This is a genomic window from Sporolactobacillus sp. CQH2019 (assembly GCF_028765345.1).
Lineage (GTDB): Bacteria > Bacillota > Bacilli > Bacillales > Sporolactobacillaceae > Sporolactobacillus.
In genome coordinates, this window is sequence record NZ_JARAJZ010000007.1 from 22,390 (window position 1) to 39,270 (window position 16,881).

General features: G+C 45.5%; 15 protein-coding genes. 8 read left to right on the plus strand and 7 right to left on the minus strand.

Features of this window, described 5'->3' with window-relative positions:
- Nucleotides 1-273 precede the first annotated feature (273 nt).
- The 5 genes from OYT88_RS10985 to OYT88_RS11005 all read right to left on the minus strand — a co-directional run bounded on the left by OYT88_RS10985 (nucleotide 274) and on the right by OYT88_RS11005 (nucleotide 2,762).
- Nucleotides 274-987 carry an SMI1/KNR4 family protein gene (locus tag OYT88_RS10985; RefSeq protein ID WP_274400030.1) on the minus strand — a complete coding sequence of 238 codons (714 nt, stop codon included), beginning with the start codon at nucleotides 985-987 and terminating at the stop codon, nucleotides 274-276.
- Nucleotides 988-1,144: 157 nt separating this feature from the next.
- Entirely contained in the window at nucleotides 1,145-1,351 is a 207-nt protein-coding gene (locus tag OYT88_RS20930; protein ID WP_274400031.1) for a hypothetical protein, read from the minus strand.
- A gap of 125 nt (nucleotides 1,352-1,476) precedes the next feature.
- Nucleotides 1,477-1,659: a hypothetical protein gene (locus tag OYT88_RS10995; protein ID WP_274400032.1), complete on the minus strand. Its 183-nt coding sequence runs from the start codon at nucleotides 1,657-1,659 to the stop codon at nucleotides 1,477-1,479.
- Between the two features lie 81 nt (nucleotides 1,660-1,740).
- The gene (locus OYT88_RS11000) at nucleotides 1,741-2,268 is read right to left on the minus strand and encodes an Imm6 family immunity protein (protein WP_274400033.1); all 528 of its coding nucleotides are present in this window, start codon (nucleotides 2,266-2,268) and stop codon (nucleotides 1,741-1,743) included.
- An 11-nt stretch (nucleotides 2,269-2,279) separates the two neighbouring features.
- Nucleotides 2,280-2,762 (minus strand): hypothetical protein, encoded by a 483-nt coding sequence (locus tag OYT88_RS11005; RefSeq protein ID WP_274400035.1) that lies wholly within the window; start codon nucleotides 2,760-2,762, stop codon nucleotides 2,280-2,282.
- 116 nt (nucleotides 2,763-2,878) lie between these two features.
- Between OYT88_RS11005 and OYT88_RS11010 the strand changes: the two genes are divergently transcribed.
- From OYT88_RS11010 to OYT88_RS11035, 6 genes are all read left to right on the plus strand, one after another.
- Nucleotides 2,879-3,523: an MFS transporter gene (locus tag OYT88_RS11010; protein ID WP_274400037.1), complete on the plus strand. Its 645-nt coding sequence runs from the start codon at nucleotides 2,879-2,881 to the stop codon at nucleotides 3,521-3,523.
- Nucleotides 3,517-4,101 carry an MFS transporter gene (locus tag OYT88_RS11015; RefSeq protein WP_274400038.1) on the plus strand — a complete coding sequence of 195 codons (585 nt, stop codon included), beginning with the start codon at nucleotides 3,517-3,519 and terminating at the stop codon, nucleotides 4,099-4,101. Before OYT88_RS11010 ends, OYT88_RS11015 begins: the two co-directional genes overlap by 7 nt.
- 174 nt (nucleotides 4,102-4,275) lie before the next feature.
- Complete coding sequence (locus tag OYT88_RS11020) at nucleotides 4,276-5,487, plus strand: PrsW family glutamic-type intramembrane protease (protein ID WP_274400039.1); 1,212 nt, start codon at nucleotides 4,276-4,278, stop codon at nucleotides 5,485-5,487.
- 236 nt (nucleotides 5,488-5,723) lie between these two features.
- Complete coding sequence (locus tag OYT88_RS11025) at nucleotides 5,724-6,062, plus strand: PadR family transcriptional regulator (protein WP_274400042.1); 339 nt, start codon at nucleotides 5,724-5,726, stop codon at nucleotides 6,060-6,062.
- A gap of 13 nt (nucleotides 6,063-6,075) precedes the next feature.
- Complete coding sequence (locus OYT88_RS11030) at nucleotides 6,076-7,431, plus strand: permease prefix domain 1-containing protein (RefSeq protein ID WP_274400043.1); 1,356 nt, start codon at nucleotides 6,076-6,078, stop codon at nucleotides 7,429-7,431.
- A gap of 608 nt (nucleotides 7,432-8,039) precedes the next feature.
- Nucleotides 8,040-9,431: a L,D-transpeptidase gene (locus OYT88_RS11035; RefSeq protein ID WP_274400044.1), complete on the plus strand. Its 1,392-nt coding sequence runs from the start codon at nucleotides 8,040-8,042 to the stop codon at nucleotides 9,429-9,431.
- A 314-nt stretch (nucleotides 9,432-9,745) separates the two neighbouring features.
- Here OYT88_RS11035 and OYT88_RS11040 read toward each other — a convergent pair whose 3' ends face one another.
- A complete protein-coding gene (locus OYT88_RS11040) occupies nucleotides 9,746-10,705 on the minus strand; it encodes a 3-hydroxyacyl-CoA dehydrogenase family protein (protein ID WP_274400045.1) in 960 nt (319 codons plus the stop codon).
- 583 nt (nucleotides 10,706-11,288) lie between these two features.
- Between OYT88_RS11040 and OYT88_RS11045 the strand changes: the two genes are divergently transcribed.
- Complete coding sequence (locus OYT88_RS11045) at nucleotides 11,289-11,468, plus strand: MarR family transcriptional regulator (RefSeq protein WP_274400046.1); 180 nt, start codon at nucleotides 11,289-11,291, stop codon at nucleotides 11,466-11,468.
- A gap of 151 nt (nucleotides 11,469-11,619) precedes the next feature.
- On the opposite strand, the gene OYT88_RS11050 is transcribed toward OYT88_RS11045, so the two are convergent.
- Nucleotides 11,620-15,339 (minus strand): dynamin family protein, encoded by a 3,720-nt coding sequence (locus tag OYT88_RS11050; RefSeq protein WP_274400048.1) that lies wholly within the window; start codon nucleotides 15,337-15,339, stop codon nucleotides 11,620-11,622.
- Between the two features lie 407 nt (nucleotides 15,340-15,746).
- Here OYT88_RS11050 and hisC point away from each other — a divergent pair, with 407 nt between their 5' ends.
- Nucleotides 15,747-16,808: a histidinol-phosphate transaminase gene (gene hisC, locus OYT88_RS11055; protein WP_274400049.1), complete on the plus strand. Its 1,062-nt coding sequence runs from the start codon at nucleotides 15,747-15,749 to the stop codon at nucleotides 16,806-16,808.
- The last annotated feature ends 73 nt before the right edge of the window (nucleotides 16,809-16,881 follow it).

The following is a 16,881-nucleotide window of genomic DNA, read 5'->3' on the forward strand; positions in this document are numbered from 1 at the left end:
AGTTGAATGCTTATCAATGAGATCATACTTTGATATAATGATCATATGTGTTGGGGGCATCTCCGTGTAAGTAGGATTACATGACAAAGAGATGTCCTTTTCCTTTCCTAAAATAAGTGCCAGCTATAAAGTTCTACGGACATTATAACTGGCACTTATTGGACAGGAAATCCCGTCAACTTCCGGCCCAAATTAGGCATCAATAACAGCGACAACTTCCAAAACGTTTCGGGTGGATAAACAGTCTTTGTTTCTCATAACTGTATTATTAAATTATGCTTCAAAGCCAATAACCATCCGTTCATCTACAAAATCCCAAAAGTTAATATTATATTCAGGCTGATCTTCTGATGACCACAAAGTTGCGTTGTCCTGTTCGCAATTCTGATAATCAATGGCCACATACGTTCCCATCCCATTGTTAAAAAAGCCAAAAGATGTGTCCAAGTCAATCTCCATTGGTTTTTTTAAATCATCAATAATGATCCAATCGAAATCATCGTCCCCTAAGAAGGAAACATCTTCCAAAGGTACTAGGCCCATAGCCCCACTCGCACAATAATAAAACCCATTATGGATGTTATCATAGAATAATCGTATTTTTGCAGGTATCTTGTCCCAAACTCCCTTTAGCGGTTCATTTTTAAAATCTTCGCAAGGGCTCCTTCCTTTATAGTAAAGTATTTTTCCCTGACGATTTCTGATTGTGTATAAAATGGAATACCTTTTGTTTATTTCCATTAGTTCAATATTTTCTAGATAATTATTTAAATAGGATATAGTGTTTCTTAATTCAGTACCTAAATATCTTTTCCAGATTCCTAATAGAATTTGAATTCTAGGCTTAATTGTTCTTTCTCTGAATATTTCATACCAAGCTTTGGGAAGTGTATCTATTTGTCCGATCTCGTCAGTTGAAATCAAGCGTACATATCCGTCTTTTTTCATCGTGTACTTTTTCAAATAGTCTATTTTCCGTTGATCCATTATCTAATCTTCTTACCTGGCTTCCGGTCTTTTATACCCACTAAATCATCAATTTGCCTTTGCAATACTTTCTCCAACTCGTTCTCCTTTTTAATCATTTTATCTCTAAATGTGGGCTCTATTTCAATCTCACCTGGTTTTCCTTTCTTGTAGTGAGTCACTCCTCATAACTTTTATCCTGCTTAGAACCATTTGCTGTTCTACTTAATCCTATAAAGTTTTTAGGGTTGTTTAAAACTTCAAGTTGTTGTTTCTCCGTTAGTCTATCAAATCCTTCCATTCTCGATATTTTATCCATAGATACAATATGGTCTGGTTCCAACTTCTTTGTAATTATCTTTCCTGGGAGAACAGGATCATCCATTGGTAATTCTACATCTTCATTTACCTTATCTTGTAATTAATTCCTGTGATGGGGTCTTTCCTCTTAATTTTTTATATTGCCCGTCAGAAATTCTCCTATCACCATATCGAGGTGAAGTTCCAATCTTAATCTGTATTCGACACACTACTATCGATCTTCTTGGAAGCCATTTGCCGGAATGTGCTTTTGACATCCTGAATCAGACTCTCCCCGCCGCCTGTACCGCCGCCCCCCGAAGTCCCCGTAAACTCTGGCTGCAGGCCGCCCAGGGAAATCCGGCCTTCCACATTGGCTGCAGCCTGTTTCACGCTTTCTATCCCTGTACGCCCGGCCCCTTCAAAGATTACAAGTCAGCTCCAGCTCTAGATTTTTCTACACATGGCACTTTTCTATAAAAATTTACTGATTAAATTTTTTCTATCAATTGTTTTTCCATAGCTTTCAGGATTATTGGTATGAAAATTCTCAAGAAAATACTCAAAGGTTTTACTTAACCATTGCTTATTAATAGCCTTGCACTTCTGTGCATATCTAAGTAAATCAGTTACAGCCGTACTATCATCAACGCTTTCGATAGATTCTGGAATATTCTCAATGTCTTCTCTTTTCAATGCATGAAATATTGTATACATTATTGTAGTCACTAATACTTTTAAAACCGGGGCTTTAATAGCATCATCTTTGTACTTCCATGAAATATCACTGATAGTCATATCTTCTTCGCTTTCAAACAGTTTCCATAATGCGTATGCCGGAATTGATTGACCTCCACACCAATTCCAACATGCAGTCATCATTTTTTTAATGAGATTATTATCACCATTTTCTTCGAATTCAACGGTCTTTAATACCTTCTCGGAAACTGTTAAAAAGAAAGCTATCCTTCCATAAACCGAAATATCAAATATTTTTTTCATACTTTATCTCCCTATTCAATATATTTCCCAGCTTTTAATACAAAATTTTGTCTTCCAAATGCTTTTACTCCATCTGATCCCTCAGAAGTAACAATGATTATCAAATTAGGGTACTTATCACTAAACTGTTTAAAAACTCCAGGTGCTTTGTTTGGATTCTTAATGCCTTGTAAGCAAGTCGGACATACACCAGCTTTATTAGATTGGTGTATATATAATTCTCCCTTTACGCTTTTAGGAGAAATCCCCCTTGATTTAATTGCTTCATCAAAATGATAGAAAAGTTCTTCTTCTGCATGATTTCTATTCATGGCAACTGTTGTAGGTGCTTTAATATCTCTATTTGGCGCTATATCATCTAAGCTTGGAAGCTTAGCATCTTGTCGTACTCTTGGTGATGTTCCGGTTAAATCGATTATTTCATTGTTTCCTTCAATTCTTGCTTTTCCAACAGCAACCGTATTCCTTTCTGGTACACCCAGCTCTTTTCTCAATTTATCTAGATCGTCTTTTCCAATATTGATTTTACTTTTAGATCCAATGGCTTCAGTAATGCCCTGAACATCCTCTATTTTACTATAAAATTAAAGGAGGGGAGGGTGTTGTTTAAATGATAAAACTCCTTCAAAATCGAAATTTCTCACTGCTGTTTATTGGGCAGCTGATTTCTCAACTGGGAGACTTTGGTTTGACTATTGCCCTTCCTTTTTATGTTTACCAGCTTTCCGGATCTCCGCTGGCGACAGCGCTCACTTATGTTACGCGAGCGCTGCCCATGTTCTTTGTGGGTCCGATAGCAGGGGTATTTGTTGATCGGTGGAATTTGAAAAGAACGATGTGGATAGCGAATCTCAGCAGCGCTCTTGTCCTTCTGCCGGGTTTTTACGTGACATCGGTTCGCTGGATTTGGCTGCTTTGGTTAGGCAGCCTGCTGGAATCTTCCTGCAACCGCTTCTTTAATCCGGCCAAGCAGTCGTTTATTCCGCAATTAGTAAGAAAAGAAGAGTTGGTTGAAGCGAATGGTTTCAGTTCCATGATTGAATCGATTGCCCAGATTCTCGGACCGATACTGGCCGGCGGCCTAGCTGTATGGATCGGATTTCAGTCCATTCTTCTCATTGATATAGGTTCTTATCTCATTTCTGCGCTTTGCATTTTTTTATTACCGGCTCTGTTAATAATCAAAGTAAAGTTGGCAGCCGTCAGCATCACACTGTTTGGATGGAATTTAAGGACGGTCTGGCCGTCATGGTAAAGTTTCAAAAAATACGTGTGCTTTGTATAACAGTCATGATGTTTATGATTTCCCAAGGCATTATTGACGCATTAATTGTCGTTTCTATCTCTGTTGTTCTACATGGGAATCAGTCCGTTCTTGGTTATGCTGAAGCTTCACAAGGGGCAGGCATGGTTATTACCGGCTTGATGATGGGTTGGGTGAAACGTTACATCTCTTATGAAAACATGTTTGCGTGGGGGCTTTTAGGGGTGGGACTTTCATTTATGATCGGTTTCAATGCTGATCGGCTGTTTATTCTGCTTCCCGCTTTGCTGATCACCGGGCTTTTTACGACGATGCAGATGGTAGGTTACAGAACGCTTTTGCAGGTAGAGACGCCGCCCGAAACGCGCGGGAGAATATTTGCTTCGGTCACGTCACTTATGTCCATGTCGGCGATCCTGGCCTCATTTGTATCAGGTGCACTGGCTCAGGTTCTTCCGATTCATTTCTTTTTTAACCTGGCCAGTCTTGCGCTGATCAGCGCTGGAACTTTCGCTTCGGTCATGTTTCTTAAATTAAAAGGCCAAGACAGTCCTGTGAGAAAAGTTTAGCCCGCGATTGCACGTCCGATTTTATGTGCATAAAATCGTTCAGATCAACTTTTTACAGGTAAATGATTCGTTATATCTTTTCTTTCGCACATTAAGCGGTTTAAACAGACAATATCGTTGCAAACTAAAAGATGAACCGCTCGATTTTAAAAGCGAAAGAAGAGGTGAAAGAATATGGATTCCCTCTGGTATTATTTTGATGGTCGGGAGACGCAGGGGCCTTTTTCGGAAGATGAGATGAAATTTCTGGAAAGAAAAGGGCAGATCGGCGGCAAAACGCTGGTCATCGCTCAGGGCATGAGCCGATGGCTGAGAATGTGCGAGACGCCGCTTCAATCATCGGAGCGGAACGTGCGCAGGACTTCCCGCCGGTCAAGGAGTCTGATCAGCCGCGCGACGGAACCGGTGAATGAGCTGATTGGCGAACGCGGTCCGGTTGATCTGAAGCTTCGCGATCTGTTTTCGCAGGTGTTCCGGCGCCATACGAAAGCAGAAAGCGAGCGGATTTTTATCGCCGGCACCGCTTTTACAACGCCAAAGGAAGCGGACATTTCTTCGGCATGGCCGAGGCCGTGGCTTTTTTCAAGGGTTTTCCTGATTTTTTTAGTGACTTATGCGATGCTTTGGGTCTGCCTGATTGATTTCGGCAATCCCTATGCGCTTCCCGGTCTCATGCTGATCGGTTCTTTCGCCGTTCCTTTTTCCCTGGTCTTTTTCTTTTTTGAAACAAACGCACTCCAAAACATCAGTATCTTTGATGTTGTCCGGATGTTCTTCCTTGGGGGTGTGGCCTCAATTATTGTGACGCTGGTTCTTTATACGGTTTTTCCGGTCTACCGGATCAGCATAACAAGCGCATTTGTCGTCGGTATGGTTGAAGAGTTGGGAAAACTGCTGATTGTCGCCGGATTTGTCAGTCAGCTGAATGTCAAATATATATTGAACGGTCTGCTGATCGGCGCGGTCATCGGCGCCGGATTTGCCTCGTTCGAATCCGCGGGCTACGCCTTCAGGGCCTTTCAGACGATGCACAATGAAACCTTTTTAAGTGTTATCGTCACGAGGGCCTGGACGAGTATTGGCACACATGCCGTCTGGACGGGTATTGCCGGCGCGGCGCTCGTTCTTGTGAAGCTGAACAGGCCTTTCACAATCGGCCTGCTGTTCAAAGCACGATTTCTCAAGCTGATGATCGTCCCCATTTTGCTCCATGCCTTTTGGGATATGCCGCTGCCCGGTATCGGCGACTCCATACTTAAGGTGATCGGCTTAATTGTGATCGGCTGGCTTTTCATTCTGGTCCTGATCAACAGCGGCCTGAAACAAGTGACCCGGCGCTCGATGAGGGGAGAGGAGGGTAAGAAAAACAGGGGAGCCGCTGAATAAATTTCTAAGATTGTCGAGAGTTTCATCATGATAGGGAGAAATGGGGAATGGCGTTCCGGCGATAGCCGGCATCGTTTCCTCCCGGCTTTTTCAGTGCCCCCGTTCTAAAAAGGGGCTTTTTTTCATTGTGCAGCCGGGCCGGATTGCGGAAATAGCATATTTTTTTTGCTTGACATGCCTAGAAGTGTTATGTATAGTTTAGATGCATAAGACTTCTAGGTATATCGGAGGGGTTTATGAATGTATCCAAGGATTTAATCGCTGCTTCCGCTGTCCCCTTAATTTTGGCCATATTGCGGCAAGGCGACAGTTACGGCTATTCCATTATCAAAAGGGTTAAAGAGCTGTCAGAAAATGAACTGGTCTGGTCGGAGGGGATGCTGTATCCCGTCCTGCACCGGCTCGAAGATCAAAATTTCATTCAATCGTACTGGAAGAGTTCGGAAACGGGGCGCCGGCGCAAATATTACACAATAAAAGACGGCGGGCTGAAAGAGCTGGAGCTGCAAAAAAAGCAGTGGAATATGGTTCATTCCGCACTCTCGAAAACTTGGCGGAAGCCCAATCAGGAATAAGGGAGGACTCGGTATGTTTGATCTGGAATGGAATATCCGTTCCTGGAGCGATTATCTGCGGGCGCGCGGGAATTTTAAAGAAACGGATATACTCGAATTGGAAAATCATCTGCGCGATGAGATCGATGATCTGATGAAGACCGGTCTCTCACAGGATGAATCTTTTTTGATCGGTGTTAAGCGTCTGGGAAACGTCAATACGATTTCTCAGGAATATTCAAAAGTAAATTCAGAAAACCTATGGAAACATTTATTGGCCGATCCGGATCACGCATACGGCGCGGGCGGGAATCGAAAAGATATTGTGTTAGTCATTATTTTTTCGTTACTGGCCGGTACACTGATCGAAATGCCCGGCTGGTTCGGCCTGAGACTGTTTGATCCGGTCTATCAGCTGTTTTATTTTAAAAATCTTGGATTGTTTCTTCTGCCGTTCATTGCGATTTTTTTCCTTATCAGACATTGGTCAGGCTGGAAAGTGGCTGCGGCCGTTCTCGGGATATTCTGTCTGTCCGCTCTGACAGTCAACCTCTATCCGTCCTATTATCCCCAAAATACGGAACTGCTGACCGGCATTCACCTTCCCATATTTTTATGGCTGATCACGGGTGCCGCTTATATGGGGGCAGCATGGAGACAAAGCGGAAGAAGAATGGATTTCATCCGTTTCACCGGCGAAGCGGTCGTTTACGGAACCTTAATTTTCTGCGGGGTTGTTGTTCTGGCCGTCTTCACCGAGATGATTTTCCAGGCGATTCAAATTGATCTTACTGGTTTCATTCAGCAGTATCTTGCTGTGTACGGGGGATGTGCAACGGCGATGATCACGGTGTATCTCGTCGAATATAAAAAAAGCATTGTCGAAAATTTTGCTCCGATTCTGGCAAAAATTTTCAGCCCTCTGTTTCTGATCATCATGATCGCTTTTCTGATCGTTATGGTCCTCTCAGGACAGAGTCCCTTTGTTGACAGAAATTTTCTCATCGGATTTGATCTCATGCTTGTGTTAGTGCTCGGATTGGTTCTCTATGTCATTTCGGCCCGGAACGTACACGATAATAACAGGCTGTTTGACTATTTGAATCTGGCTCTGATTCTCGTGGCTCTGATGATCGACGGCGTCGCGTTGTCGGCCATCCTTTTCCGATTGTCGGCGTTCGGCATCACACCGAATAAAATCGCGGCGCTCGGTGAAAATCTGACCTTGCTCGTGAATCTCGGAGGCCTTGCCTGGCTGTATCTTCGCTATTTTGCCAAAAAGATTGATTTTAGCCGGCTCGAAAAATGGCAAACCGCCTATCTGTATGTTTACGTTATTTGGATGGCTGTTGTCGCATTTGCCTTTCCGGTCATATTCCATTTCAGCTGATTTATGGAAGCCGCTTTTCGCCGGATCTCTGAATCCGGTTCAGTTTCTGCTGCTGAACTTAAAAGGATCTTCCCCGAACATCGGGGAAGATCCTTTTAAGTATGCCTGTACAGAATTTGCTAAATGCTTACGAAACAGGAATTTCGGGCGAGAGCAGTGTGTCATGCGGCTCCCGTTTAAACATTCTGTACGTGGATGTAAAGACGGTTCCGTTCCGCAAGGGTAACAATTTTTGAAGAAACGTAAAGTCTTGCCTTACTATGGATTCCCCGGAAGATGGCAACAGGATGCCTGAAGATCTGCATCCGTAAAGATTTTTAGTTTGACGGTCTATTTTCATCGGTACCATTAGCTGTTCTTTCATGTTTTGCGCCGGAATCATCGAATGATCAAAATGTAACATGTCCGCCGGGGCCCCATGTAAAAATAACGTATTTTTCGCAATCATTGAAAATAAAGTGTATATTGGTTAATGAAAATTCTTATTTACCAAAATGCAATAAATGTAATAAAATGTCGAAAATACCGATTCATATGGTATGGATGACTAAATTGACATCAAACATTTTTTTAAAATGCGTTGATGATCAAGTCGTTTGAGGTGAAAAATGACAACGAACCGAAAGATTGGCATCATAATCATCAGCAGTCTTATCCTTGTTATTGTTCTACTGTTCGCTGGCATCGGCATTTATCAGGCGACCCATTTCAATGCCCGGATTACCATCAACGGAACGAAAGTGGGCGGACTGACCGCCGATCAGGCGTTAAAGAAATTAAAAACCATGGATTTAAAAAACCAAGTGTACGTCGGCCAGACCTTGATATTCAATGGAAAAAGTACAAAATCGGAATTTTCGAATCAGGATCTTTCTAAGATCAAGAGTTTATTAGGAAAGCAGCGGACGTGGTGGCCTTCGTCTCAGACGGAAAATTATTCGGCGGTGCCCGGACGCACGGATCAATATCGGACCCGGGCGCTGAAGAAAGAAGTCGAAGCGAAACTGAAATCATTGAATCAGCGTTTAAAGGCGCCCAAAGACGCCCAGGCCTATTTGGATCATGGCCGGATCGCCGTTTCGGGGAGCGAAGCGGGCAAACAATATGACATTGCTAAACTATTAAAGAATTATGACAGTCAGGAATACAGAAGCGAGATTCATTTGCAGCCCGTACTTTTGCAGCCTATTAAGGAAAACAGCCGGATCGTGAAGAATGAGAAGCAAAGACTGCAGAAGCTCCTTCAGCAAACGGTAAATTACCAGGTACAGAACAAGACTTATTCTTTAGCAGCGAACAAATTAATCCAGTACGCAACGGTGTCAAAAGATATGAAGATCACAATAAACCCGACCGGCATTCAGAATCAGATCGCAGCGATTAATCGCACCCAATCGACACTGGATAAGAGTTACATATTTAAGACGCATTCGGGTTCAGTCATTTCGGTCAAAGGACAGACTTACGGCTGGGCACTGGATGCCGGCCGGGAAACGGCGCTTATAGAGAATGCCTTTGAAAACGGAGAAAAATCGCTGAAAGCTGACAATGTTTACGGGATCGGTTATAATACTTTCGGCGTCGGCTATCATACGACGACGAATAACGGCATCGGCACGACCTATGCGGAGGTGTCGATCCGGGAACAGCGTATCTGGATTTATAAAAACGGTCAATTGGTGGTCACGACTCCGGTTGTGACCGGCAGGCACGATGTCCACCAGGATACGCCGACCGGCGTCTGGTACGTCATGTATAAGCAATCGCCGTCGACGCTTAAGGGCAGCGAGGCCGGTTCTGCCCATTACTCGGTCAAGGTTTCCTACTGGGCCCAGTTCACGGACGGCGGGGTGGGCTTCCATGACGCTTCATGGCGGAAAAACTGGGCAAACAGCGCCTATCTTACGGATGGGTCGGGCGGCTGCGTCAACACGCCTCCGGGCATAATGAAATCCGTATACGACAATCTAACGCAGAACGAGCCGGTTGTTGTTTATTAACATCGGATTCAGCGAAAAAAAACGTTCATCTGAGTTTATTCAGATGAACGTTTTTTGCGTGTATCCGGAACGGCGGCAGCGGGCATTGAACGTTGCGCGGACCGGTCTGGCAGGGAGACCGGCTGAACCATGAACGATGCGCCTTCTGCTCGATCCGATTCATAGAATGAGGAGCATTGCGGGAAATACTGCCGCCCGGCCTCTGACATAGCTGTTTGCTCCAACACGTGGCTGTCCGCAGGACTATTGCTGCACGCAATTTAACAGTTTAGGCGGTTTTCCGCCTGTGCGAATCGATTTTTCTCTGAAAATGATTAATTTTCGGAAGCAGGTTCGAGTTGCGCAGACTGCTTGATTTGACCCAGCTGCACGAATTGACGATCCCGCTGGTTCAGAGCTTCCTGCACCTCGTTGCCGCTGTAAGTAAATAAGCCTTCTCCTGTCTTGGTGCCGAGTTTGCCTTCGGCGACCAGTCTGTTAATGATTTCCGGAGCACCTTCACTTTTATCCAATTCCGGAGCAATATTGTCAATAACATGTTTCCAAGTGTCCAGGCCGCCGAACTCAGCAGTCCGGATCGGTCCGACAAATGCCCAGCGGAATCCCGGGCCGTCAGTAATGGCTTTGTCTACATCTTCCGCACTCGCTATTCCTTTGTCGACAAGCGAAAATGCCTCTCGAACGAGAGCTGTCTGGAGTCTGTTCGCAATAAAGCCGTTGATCTCTTTCTTTAGCAGAATCGGAGATTTGCCGATCTGCTTTAACAGATTGATCACCTCGTCGGCCACTTCCGGATCCGTTTCGTCTTTTTTAACGATCTCAACGAGCGGAACTAAATGAGCGGGATTAAAAAAGTGGGTAATGATAAATCGCCCGTCGAAAGATGTTTTCTCCGTCAATTTGGAAATCGGGAAGGTAGATGTATTAGACGAAACGACGGCTTCAGGTTTCTTAATCTGTTCCAGGTTCTGATAAAGATTCCATTTCATATTGATATCTTCAGGGATGGCTTCAATGATTAAATCCGCATCGCTGACTGAATCCTTCTGATCAATGGAGTAAGAGATCCGCGATGCGGCTTCCTTTTTCTGATCGTTCGTCAGCTGGCCGGCCTCTACCATCAAGGACAGATTGTCCTCAATATTCTGTCTGGCTTTTTCCAGAAAAGCAGTTTTTATATCATTTATCGTCACAGAATAACCGCCGACGGCGAAAGATTGGGCTATTCCTCGTCCCATCACACCTGAACCAATTATTGCAATGTTTTGCATCATGTTTGTTCCCTCCGATCTGTTTTTTGCAAGCGCTTAACATTACGTCTATTATGTTAACACTATGTGTCTATTCTGTGAAACTTTTTGCTTTGGCCGAGAGAACGGCTGTCCCATCACGGAATCGGTCGTTCACAACAGCGAGAAGACGCATTCTTTAAAGGGAAAAATGCGGACATATTAAAAAAATAATGGTTTGTTTCCTGAAAAGACCATTCCGTCATTTATCCACAGATTCAAAAACCTTTTCAAATATATTCCATATTGTTTTATAATGGAGTAGAGAATGAAGGGTCTGCCGGAGAGGGCTTTGGCAAGTTGTCCGTTCGTCGCGGAAAACGTTACAGCTGCTGTTCAAAAGACGATCGCCTCATAAATGTCACCGTTCGTACTTTTCCAGCATTTTTTTAATGCCAGGCAAAGAACTTTTTTACTATGGGAATAGCGATGCGTTGCTTTTTTAAAAAGTGCCGATTTCTCCAAATTTCATAGTCAGCGAATCGTCTATAATAAATTTAATCAATAGGGGAATGTTTCGACTGCGTCATTTGAGCCTATCATGACAGTAAAAAGGAGACGACGTGCAATGGAAAATTATGAAGCCGTGCTTAAATTTTTCGAGAGCGCCGATACACCGGCGAATGCAGGAAAGGTTGCGGAAGCCACAGGGATTGATAAAAAAGAAGTCAATAAAGTGATGACGAAACTGAAAAAAGAGGAAAAGATCGTTTCACCGAAACGTTGCTACTGGGAAATAAAAAAATAATATTCATCTCATGAACGGAGAAGAGGCGGCGTTTGAAAACGCTGCCTCTTCTCTTAGGTCAGTTCACCTCTATCGGAGATTGACCCAGGTTGTTGATTAACTGAAGGAATCTAAAGCCGGGATCGTCCGTTGTCTCTGCCCGGCGTTTTTCCTATCCTGTGATTAAATCGGTTAAATCTTTATGAATCCGATAGAGAGAATCAAACATTGACGGATAATTATCCTGAAGCATTTTGATATGGCTGTCGGCAGCCTGATCCGTTTGTTGATGAAACATTTCGGTCAGCCCGGCCGCTTTTTCGTAAAACTGCGGCAGGTAATGTGCTTTGCAGTGTTCGCTGTAAATTCCGATGATGTCTGCCAGATGCGGATCGAGCAGTTCCTGCAGTTTATCTCTCATCAGGCTTTTGCCGCCTTTTTCAAAGAACTGTTTTGGGTTTTTATAAAATTTAAAAACAGCGGTGAGCGGAGCAGTGCCCATGTCTTTCAGGTGTTCGGAAAAAACCGGGCTGCTGAAGGCCGGTTCGCTCGCGGCAATGCCTGCATTTCCGATCAGGCCGGCGCTCACCCGCTCACACTGCTCATAAATCCCCGACCATTCCTTTTTCAGCAGCGCTTCGATGCGTAAAAAGGAGGCCCGGCATTCCTGATCGAGATCAAACGACAGAAATTCGATGCAATTTTTCAATCCTTCATTGAGAAAAGTTTTATTCGCACCGGCCGGTTCAAAAAACTGCGAAAATTCATCGATGTATCTCTGAATCAGACGCTTTTTCACGTAAAAAAACCATTCGTCAATATGCTGATTGATTTCCGGCGTTCTGTCCCTGATCGGTATCTCTCTTAATGATTGGCCGACAGTCCGCTTCATCTGCATGAGTTCACGGATCCGTTCATTTTTTGCCGCCCCTTCCAGCCGCATGTCGCCCAGCAGGCGGGCGATTCTCTCAGCCGACTGCTGAATGACCTTCAATCCTGATTGAGCGACTTGCATCATCAGCTTCTGATCGGCAAAAGCCTTCCAGTCATCGAGAAATACCGTCATGCCGGATGCTGCATGGCTCCGTTTTGAGCCTTCGCTCTTTTGTTCCTGCAGGGCCAGCTTGCTTGATACACCGTACAGCCTTGGATAGTGGATGCCGAACATCTGCAGGCGTCCTTTCACATAGGCGGTCACATCTTTCTCTTCCCGGTCGGTCCGGGCAAGGTCGATCGCGTTGATGATAAAAAACATTTTATCCAGTGAAAATGTACCTTTCACTCGGCCAAGCTGAATCAGAAATTCCTGGTCCGAACGTGAAAAAGCATGATTAAAATAGGTCAGGAAAAGAATGGCGTCGGCATTTTTAATGTAATGAAAAGCAACCTCTGTGTGCCGGGCATGAATGGAGCTTGCCCCGGGCGTGTCGACCAGAATATTGCCCCGCCTTGTGAACGGACAATCATAATACATGGTCACACGTTCGATCAGACAGGCGATTGTTTCGTCGGCGACCATCCGCCGGGATTCGGAAAGCGTCGTTTCATAAACTCCGCCCCATTTTTTTCCAAAATGTTCGATAGCATCGGAAAGCGTATGAAGCAGCGCGGCATGCGGATATTCTGCGGTGCTCGGATGACCGCTTTCTATAATGGGGAGAAGGGTTTTCAAATCGGAGGGCACAGTGATCTGCCTGTCGAAAACAGTCAGCGACTGATTGATTTCGTCCAATAAGGTCTGTTCGCTTTTTATCTGCACGACGGCCGAACCGTTCGGATGGCCGGCTGTCGGTTTTCTGATTTCATTGATTACGGCCGTTGTCGGATTCGGCGAAACGGGCAAGATCGCTTCGCCAAGCAGTGCGTTGGCAAAGGACGATTTTCCGGCACTGAAAGCCCCGAACAGAGCGATGGTGAATGTCTGCTGTTTTAATCGCCCGGCAGACCGGACTAAATCGTCCGCGGCTTCACGGAACCCGTCGAGCGGCTGCAGCATAGCAGCCGCCTGTGTCAGCCGCCGATACCATTCGGTTCCCGAAAATCCGGTTTCCTGATTGTCCTGTTCATTGCTGATTCCGTCCTTGACAGCCTGATCGGTATGTTTATTGTTTTCGCGTTCATTGCCGGTTTTGTTTTCAGGTTTTTCCGCCTGCGCGCCTGCTGCCGGAATCCGATATTTTTGCCGGTAGTCGCCAAGGGTCAGCTCCTGATGACGGCTCTCATTCTTTGCAATCTCCTGTGCAAGATACTGAATCGCTTCAGCCGGATCGGAAGACGGACGTTCATCGGAAAAGACAGCAGCCAGCTGCCGGCAGGCGGATTGCAGTTCACGCTTTTTTGACAGGACCGCCTGCATCATTTGCAGCTTTTCCTCTTTTTCCGCAATCAGCCGTTTAAGGGGAGCCGTTTTCTCCCGGCTGCGCTCACGTATCAGAGGTTCCAGATCGCGGATGACAGCCATCGCTTTTTTCCTCATTTTTTGTTTGGTCAGGTCAGCTACTTTATCCGCAAAATGAAGGAGATAGGCGCTGTTTGTTTCCACGCCCGCAGAGAGCGGATCAGTCATGCTTCGCTGCAGATCGTCTTTCGACAGCCCGGAAAAAGGACCGATATCCGTCGCGCTGATCATATCCATGTCTCTGCCGATTCGGACCAGCGTATCCTTGACCGCCCACTCCAATGTCTGTTCCTGTTTCTGAAAGCGTTCAAGGAAAAAATTATGCCGCCGTTCACGTTCTTTTTCAATTTTCTTCCGATTTGTAAAGAGCCCTGTTTTAAATTGGCGACCGAGAGAAGCAAGATAAAACTGGGCGGCCTCGCGTACATCAAAAGGCATTAAAATGGCCGATTGAATGGCTCTTGAAAGCTTTTCTTCTGCAGAAGGCAGCCAGGAGCGTTCCTGTTCGGCCAGACGCGCGGTTTCGGATTGCAGGCCTGTTATATCGGCGCTTAATTGCTGCGGAGCGTCTTCATCAGGAGGCGCATCGATCGATTTTTGTTTTAAAAATTGACTGAATTGCTGATCGAGAAAATGGCGGTGCTGCTCCGTCAATGTCCGTAATCCTTGCAGAATCGTTTCCTGCCCGGCAGCGGTTTTCACTCCGTTCTTCATCGTTTCATTAAGAAACTTTAGAAAACTGTTTAAGTCATTCTCCGGCAGATCTTCTCTGATGAGGGATAGATAAAATATTTTTTCGGGATGAAGCTGCCAGCCGTATAAAGCGTTTTCAATTTGAGCCTTAAAAGAGGCGAATGTTCCTTCCTGATCACGATGCTTGTCGATCTGATTGACAATAAGATAATAGGGTTTCCCAAGCTGCGCCAATGTTCTCATAAAATTAAAGTTAAAATTGGAGAGCACGTGATTATAGTCGGTCACATAAAAGACGGCATCGACAAGATGAAGCGCCTCGTTTGTTGCCCGGCGGTGCCGTTCATCGGTTGAATCGACTCCCGGCGTGTCCAGCCATTCAACCCCCTGCGGAAGGCCGTGATCCACCTGTATGTCAATCCTCTTGATCGAGTCCGAATCTCTCAATAAGTCATGAAGTTTCTCCAGCGGATAGTGCTCCGGCAGAATGACTGTTTCGCCGGCATGCGTTTCGATCCGGACCGAGGGCGCGCCCGAAGTGATCCGGACCAGATTGCCGCTCGTCGGGATCGGACTGGACGGCAAAAGCCGGCTGTTCATGATCCTGTTAAGCAGGCTCGATTTTCCCGCCGAAAAGTGGCCGCAAAAGGCCAGCGATACGTTTGAATCAATTGTTAATTTTTTATACCAGTCCCGCAATTTATCCGCGTTCTGATGATCGCCGTGCTCCTTGAATACTTGGTACAGCAGGGCCATCTTTATCATCCATTGAGCCGGTTTTTCTGTCTTCAGCTCGGCCATGATGATCACCATCCTATTCCAGTGCAAAATACCTTTGTAAATGGATTATAAGTCAATGAACCCTAAATTTGTCAAACATTTTACAAATTGCCGAAGAAAATGTGTTTTTTATGTTTCATTTTATAAAATTGCTCCATTCATTTCAACGATTATCGCTTCCGGCAGATGTGAATGGAAAATTTTTGACGCGGTGCCTATAAGACCATTCGAAAAGCTCAGACAGGGAACTTGTCACGAGAATTCATTCATTCTGATGATTTTTGGCCGCTCAAATGATATGATCGGATTGTAGAATTTTCGAGTGAATCGATGCGGCAGAGCAGAACGAAGATCGTTTCGCTGTTTGCCGGCGTCACCTGTTTGCCCGGAAAAATCAGGCCGTTGACGGGCCGTGAGTGAGGTGCGCGATGAGTAAATATTGGAATGAACGAGTACATAAGCTGGAGCCCTATGTTCCGGGCGAACAGCCCAAGGATAAACGCTATATAAAACTGAATACGAATGAAAATCCATACCCGCCCTCGCCGGGAGTGCTTGCGGCGATAAAAGCGGCGGTTGATGACAGCCTGCGCCTGTATCCGGATCCCGAAGCGGCTGATTTGAGAGCGGCGCTGGCGGAACGTTTCGGCTTATCCAGTGAAAATATATTTATCGGCAATGGATCGGACGAAGTGCTCGCTTTCAGTTTTATGACTTTCTTCTCGCCCGACCGCCCGGTCATGTTTGCCGATATTACTTACAGCTTTTATAAAGTGTATGCCAATCTTTGCCTGCTGCAGGCAGACGTGATTCCGCTGGACGATTCCTTTAAAATGCCCGTTTCGGCTTTTTGCGAACCGAGCGGCGGCGTGATTATTCCGAATCCGAATGCGCCGACTGCGCAGGGGATTTCCATTGAATCGATCCGGAAAATTATCGAAGCGGATCCCGACCGCGTCGTGATCATTGACGAGGCTTATGTCAATTTCGGCGGAGAGTCCGTCGTTCCGCTCGTCAAGGAATATCCCAATTTATTGGTCGTTCAGACTCTTTCCAAGTTCGGGGCGCTTGCGGGCCTGCGCGTCGGTTTTGCTTTCGGCGCTCCCGAACTGATTCAAGGGCTCAATCGGCTGAAAAATTCGATCAATTCTTATACGATTGACCGTCTGGCGTTGGCAGGCGCAAAGGCGGCCGTAGAAGATACCGAGTATTACAAGCGCACGGCGGAACATATCATCCGGACACGGGAGCATACGATAGAGAAGCTGTCCGAAATGGGCTTCAAAGTGATTCCTTCCGAGGCCAATTTTATTTTTATAACGCATCCGCAGTATGACGCCGAGGCTTTATTCCATCAACTGCGGGAAAAAGGCATTCTTGTCCGCTATTTCCACCAGCCGCGGATCTCGAATTATTTGCGTGTCAGCATCGGTTCCGATGAAGAAATGGAGGCATTCATTCAGGCGGTGGCGGATCTTGTAAAAGCCTGAATCCCGTTCCGGTAAATGCCTTAGATAATAGGAGTGTCTGAATTCCGCCGATCGAAATCGGGAAGCTGGGAAA